1 protein-coding gene and 4 pseudogenes are annotated in these 5,878 nt (G+C 49.0%); 4 read left to right on the forward strand and 1 reads right to left on the reverse strand.

Annotated elements, in window-relative coordinates:
- Positions 1 to 588 (reverse strand): annotated as a pseudogene (locus KGF65_RS17185) (IS5 family transposase); the annotation flags it as partial.
- A gap of 64 nt (positions 589 to 652) precedes the next feature.
- On the opposite strand from KGF65_RS17185, the pseudogene KGF65_RS16185 reads away from it, so the two are divergent.
- The 4 genes and pseudogenes from KGF65_RS16185 to KGF65_RS16200 form a co-directional block, all read left to right on the forward strand.
- Positions 653 to 841 (forward strand): annotated as a pseudogene (locus KGF65_RS16185) (transposase); the annotation flags it as partial.
- 1,114 nt (positions 842 to 1,955) lie between these two features.
- Positions 1,956 to 4,761, forward strand: a pseudogene (locus KGF65_RS16190) (cation-translocating P-type ATPase).
- Positions 4,762 to 4,820: 59 nt separating this feature from the next.
- Positions 4,821 to 5,093, forward strand: coding sequence for a hypothetical protein (locus KGF65_RS16195; RefSeq protein WP_012491083.1), 273 nt, complete (start codon positions 4,821 to 4,823; stop codon positions 5,091 to 5,093).
- A gap of 56 nt (positions 5,094 to 5,149) precedes the next feature.
- Positions 5,150 to 5,596: pseudogene (locus KGF65_RS16200) on the forward strand (replication initiation protein RepA); the annotation flags it as partial.
- Between the last annotated feature and the right edge of the window lie 282 nt (positions 5,597 to 5,878).

Here is a 5,878-nt window from a genome sequence, read left to right on the forward strand (position 1 = left end):
AATTGGATTGAACAGTGGCGGCGAAGTTGTCCCCGGTGTACCCACCATCAACAAGAACTGATTTAACTTGTTGTAAATGTTCACAGTTTAGCGCTAGCATGGCACTAGCCCCATCACGGTCAGAAACATTGGCAGTAGTGATATGGATTGCTTGTGGCAAACCGTTAATATCAACAGCTAAGTGACGTTTTATTCCAGATATTCGTTTACCACCGTCGTAACCATGATGCTTGGCGGTATCAGTATTTTTAACACTTTGGGCGTCAATTATTATAAAAGATGTTTTAGCCGAGCGTGACTGTTTTTCCCGTAGGGTAAAGACAATTTTTTTAAGCATTGATCCAAAATAGAAGGTTCATCAAGGACTTGTTCTTCAGACCATACTCGATAATAATAATAAACCGATTGCCAACGAGGAAAATCAACTGGTAACTGCCGCCACTGACAGCCGGTTTTTAAAACATAGGCCACCGCGCAAAATAAGTCGTAAAGATCATATTTCCGTGGTCTGGTTGATTGTCGTGCACCTTCTAAAATGGGACGGACTAGTTCAAATTGTCGGCGAGAAATATTACTGGGATAATTCATTACTGATCACCTTTTTTGAACTATCATACCAAATATATTAGATTTTAAACAAGTTCTAAAAGCCACCGTACAGGTGGCTAAACGCAATGAGCTACATAAATTTGAAGTGTTACCACAACGCTGGATTATTGAGCGTTCTTTCAGTTGGTTAGATAAATGTCGTCGGCTCTGGAAAAATTGTGAGCGGCACCTTAATTCAAGTCGCCAAATGATTATTCTCGCTTTCTTGATATTACTCTTAAAAAGATTTTAAACAGATTCTAACTCATTAGACATGATTATCACCTCAAACACATATTAAAATAAAAGTACCTTTTTATCAAGTACAGAACTTATAAAGGTACTTGATAAACAGACAAAAGGTACTTGATAACCTTCTGTGATCCTTGGGAGAGTAAGGCTCAATAGGGGTCTAAAAGAGGTTTAAAAGAGGTTTATAAAAGAGGTATAAAAGAGGCACTACTGTACGAGACCAAAACCTAGAAACAAAAAACACAAAGGAGTGAGCTAAAACAGGCTCACATTCAACTCCAGTCGCTACGCTCCTTGCGCCTTACTCTGTTCGTTGCCAGATAAGGTGTAACAAGCCACGTTTATTCGGGTGCTGACGCCCCGAACCCCGTCCAAGCTGAACCAGCTTGACCGCTTTTTCACTCGCCGTTAGGCAGGAAAGCAAAGTTTCTATAAAACTTTGGCTTTCGCCATTTCAGTGTTAAGACTGATTTAGAGCTGTCAATTCCTTATGCTCCCACGCTACGCTCGTCCGCTACCATTGACAGCAAACAGTTAGTTTTTCTGAATCTTAACAAGAATTTAGCGGCTGTGTTCGTTTTTAAGGGTCTTATTTTTCGTTTTTAGCGGTTTTGAGACTGTTTATATATATTTATACCAAAGCAAAAACAAAAAGCCCTCAACAGGCTCTTAGAGGGCTAAATAACGAAGCCAGGACGATTAATAATAGCTTCTTGTCTTTTTTCAAAATATAAGAAGCTGTCTAGTATCTGCTGTTGGCGATTAATCTAACAGTGCTGCTAGCCTGCGGCACCGCTGTTTCGAGTTCAAATCACCGCTCTTTCTCTACTTCGCCTTCCTCCTCAATAGCAAAGGGTCCCCCGCTTATAGTTCATCTCCTTGCTCAGTTTTGCATTTAGCACGAGCATTGTTCACAGTTTAGCGACTAGAAAACGTGCACGTTGCCCACGCCACCGGCGGCCCGGGCCAAATCTTTTGACAGCAACATTAGGTATCCTTTAAACTAGCAATAAAAGGTAACTAATTCAAAAAATTCGGTTGGGCGGTGCTCAAGAAAGCTTTCTCGGGGAGGAAAGCGATTCTTGGGTGCGGCCTTTTCTTATAGGAGGAAACTTATGACCCCTTACAACGAACACAAAGCAGATGTCCTAAAGCGCTTGGCCACCAGCCGGCAAAGCGGCCTCACCAGTGAAGAAGCACAGGCCCGGCTCACCCAGCATGGCCCCAACGCCTTGGCCGCCAGCAAGCCCCTACCAGCCTGGCGCCAGTTTTTGGCCACCTTGAAAGAACCTTTGGTGATTATTTTATTCATCGCCGTGCTATTGGCCTGGGCCAGCGCCGGCTATGACTTCTTCGTGCGCCACGACCCCAGCCATGGTATGGCGGCAGTGTATGAAAGCATTGCGATTCTGCTGCTGATTTTCGTTAATGCCGGCCTCTCCTTCTGGCAAGCCAAAAGCGCACAAAAATCCCTGGACGCCCTGAAGGTGATGGCGGATCACCACGCCAAGGTCCTGCGCGATGGCGACTGGCTGACGGTGCCAGCCACCGAGCTGGTGCCTGGCGATATTGTCAGTGTCAAAACCGGCGACTTCATCGAAGCCGACGTTCGCTGGCTCCATGTCGCCGAGCTGCAAACCAACGAAGCCCACCTCACCGGCGAAGCGGAACCTGTGCAAAAACAAACCCACGCATTGGGCGGCTGACGTGCAAATCGGTGACCGCACCAACATGGGCTTTTCTGGTGCGACAGTGACGCATGGTAACGGCCTCGGGGTGGTGGTTGCGACCGGCATGCAAACCGAGCTGGGCAAAATCGCCACCTTGCTGGATCAAGTCAAGGACAAAAAGACCCCGATTGAACGCACCATTGCGCGCCTGACCACCAAACTGATGATGGTGGCGATGGTGATTGTGGCGTTCACGTTGCTGGTGGAGCTCTTGAAAGCCTATCAGCAAACTGGCAGTCTCTCCTTCGCTGCGCTGGCCGAATCCCTCTCTACGGCGATTGCCTTGGCGGTGGCCGCGATTCCCGATGCGCTACCGGCGGTGCTGTCAATTGTGCTCACGGTCGGGGCCACGATGCTGGCCAAAAACAACGGTCTGATCAAGTCCCTGAACAGTGTGGAAACCTTAGGGGCCACCAGCTACATTGCCTCAGATAAAACTGGTACCTTGACCAAAAATGAAATGACTGTCACCCGGTTTTATGCCAATGGCGCCAGTTATGTGGTGGAAGGCGACGGCTATGAACCAGTAGGCGAAATCATCCCTGATGACGAAGCCGACACCCCCGGCTTTTCGCGCTTCATGATGGCCGCTGTCCTGAATAACGAAGCGGCGATTCAAACCGACGACGAAGGCCGCAGCCGCCCGTATGGCAACCCCACCGACGTAGCGCTGGTAGTGATGGGCCACAAATTTGGTATCGATCGCGATACGATTTTGAGCAAAGACCAGGCGCAGGACATCGACATCATTCGCGAACTGCCGTTTGACAGCGACCGTAAAATGATGAGTGTCGTCATTAAAGATGGCGACCAGTATCAGGTGCTGACTAAAGGTGCGCCAGACGTGATTTTAGCCAAAACTGATGCCATTCTGGACCACGACCAACTCGTAACATTGCCAGCTGGTCAAACTGCGGTAGAAGCGCAGGTCAACCGCTTTGCCGAACAGGCGCTGCGGACGCTGGCGGTGACGCTGCGTGACATCGACGAGGACCTGGCGTTGCATGGTAGCACCGCTGAGCTTGAGCAGCACCTGACCTTACTAGGCATTGCCGGCATCATTGACCCGCCGCGGCCGGAAGTGCGTCAAAGTGTGACCACCTTGCACCAAGCCGGTATTCAGGTCGTGATGATCACCGGCGATCACGCAGTCACCGCCCGCGCGATTGCCTTAAAGCTGGGCATTGTCACCGACCCTAGCGCCCGGGTAGTGGAAGGCAAGCAGCTGGAAGCCATGACCGATGAAGATTTGTTCCGGCTCGCGCCAAGCATCCGCGTATACGCCCGGGTGTCGCCGGAACACAAGCAGCGCATCGTGCGCGCCTTGCAGCGGCATGGCGAAACCGTGGCCATGACTGGTGATGGCATCAATGACGCGCCAGCCTTACGCGCTGCTGACATTGGCATTGCCATGGGCATTAATGGCACCGAAGTCACCAAAGACGCCGCAGATCTGATTTTACTGGATGATAAATTCACCACCATCGAGCGCAGTGTCCGCGCCGGCCGCACCATTTTTGGCAATATCAAAAACTTTATGCGGCATGAGTTAACCACCAATGTCGCCGAGGTGTTGGCGCTGCTGCTCGGCGTGCTACTGATGACGCAACCCGTCGGCCAAGTGGCGGCCACCACCCCAACATTAACGGCGCTGATGGTGCTGTGGGTGAACATGATTTCCGATGCTTTACCGAGCTTTGCCCTCGGCTATGATGTGCCAGAAGCCGACCTCATGAACCAGCCGCCGCGCAATGTGAAACAATCCATTTTGCATGGCATGCTCGGGCGCATCTTCCTGCGCGGTATTGTGATGGGTGGGCTCGTGTATGTCGCCTTTATCTGGGCTGCCAGTCAAGGCATGAGCGGCGCAGAAGCGCAAACCCTTGCCTTTTTGACCCTGGTGTTTGGCCAGCTGTGGCATGTGTTCGACGCGCGTAGCACCCGCACTTTGTTCGCCCGCAACCCGTTTGAAAACTATCAGTTGCTGCTGGCAGTGGCTTTCGCGGCGGTGGCTTCATTACTTGTCACCATCATGCCGTTCTTCAACGAAGTGATGGGGACCGCGCCACTTTCTAGCACGCTGTATGCTGCGGTAGTCTTTATCCCGGCGCTACCGACCCTCATTTTGTCTGGAATCAAAGAACTGTGGCTGCGTTGGCATCGCCCGCCGGTAGCCCCAGAGCATGATTAAAGATTGTTTTTTCGGGCCAGATTGCCTACAATCGGGGTAACCATATCGAGGTGAGCCAGTTGAATGTTTATCATGCGCTGAAAATGATTCAGATCGAGCACCAGCCCCTCAATCATCGCCAGGTCGTGATCACCGATGAAAACGGCAAGCCGCTTTCGCAGCTGACCGATCTACTAAGTGATTGTCTCAGTAAAATCGACCTTTTCGTTGATTTGCCCAGCACCGACACGGCCAGCGATGTCAGCGATGTCATCGATGACCTGCATTTACTGACGCCCTTGCCGAATGACGTGCTGGACGAATACCAAAAAGTCCTCGATCAGCCGATTTGAAGTGCCCTACAATTGTTAGACAAGAAGTCTAACGATTGTGGGGCATTTCTTGCACTAACTTTTCACCAGCTGAAATTGAAACCCAAAACCGGGATTTAGTAAAACATGCTGACGAGTTTTTAACCGATCCAGAAAGTGGCTGGGAAGTCTTCTTAGAACCCGAAGCCATTCAACTGCTCAGTTTCTGGTGTCGAACACCACAACAAATGCGACGCTTTATCCGCATCATTTTGAATGCTAAAAACAACCTCGAAAAAGAACATCAAGCCTTAGGAGTCAAAATTAATTTAGGTGACGATACGCTTAAACCACTGATAACTAAGACCTTGAGAAGATACTTTAACGTGCTCAGAAGTAACGAGAAGCATGTTAAGGACGTGGAAAACTATTTGTACGGGACCATGACGAATCTGTTCGGTATTTACTGGAATAAACTAGCTGGGGCTAAATATCGGGCGCAACACTCAGAAGAATTCAAAAATCAAGGGGTCATTTCAGATTAGCTCTAAAATCGTTTCTCAGCCGTTTTGGTTAACTGGCATATAAATACACCAGAGCTGATTTAAAATGGCTTAGAAACGATAAATATAGCCAATAATAAGCGAAAAATACGCTACTTGGTTTCAAAATCCTAAATTCATGCCAATAAAACGCCAATTTGGTTTAACCCTGGAATAAAATTGTCAGCAATTGAGGACGCGGAAAACTGAAAGCTTAACTTGAACTAACCGAAATACTTGGTCAATAACCAGAAAATAAGGCCTGTCAGAATACCAGTCGGGATC

Origin of the sequence: Lactiplantibacillus sp. 30.2.29 (genome assembly GCF_018991255.1) — a bacterium.
Lineage (GTDB): Bacteria > Bacillota > Bacilli > Lactobacillales > Lactobacillaceae > Lactiplantibacillus > Lactiplantibacillus pentosus.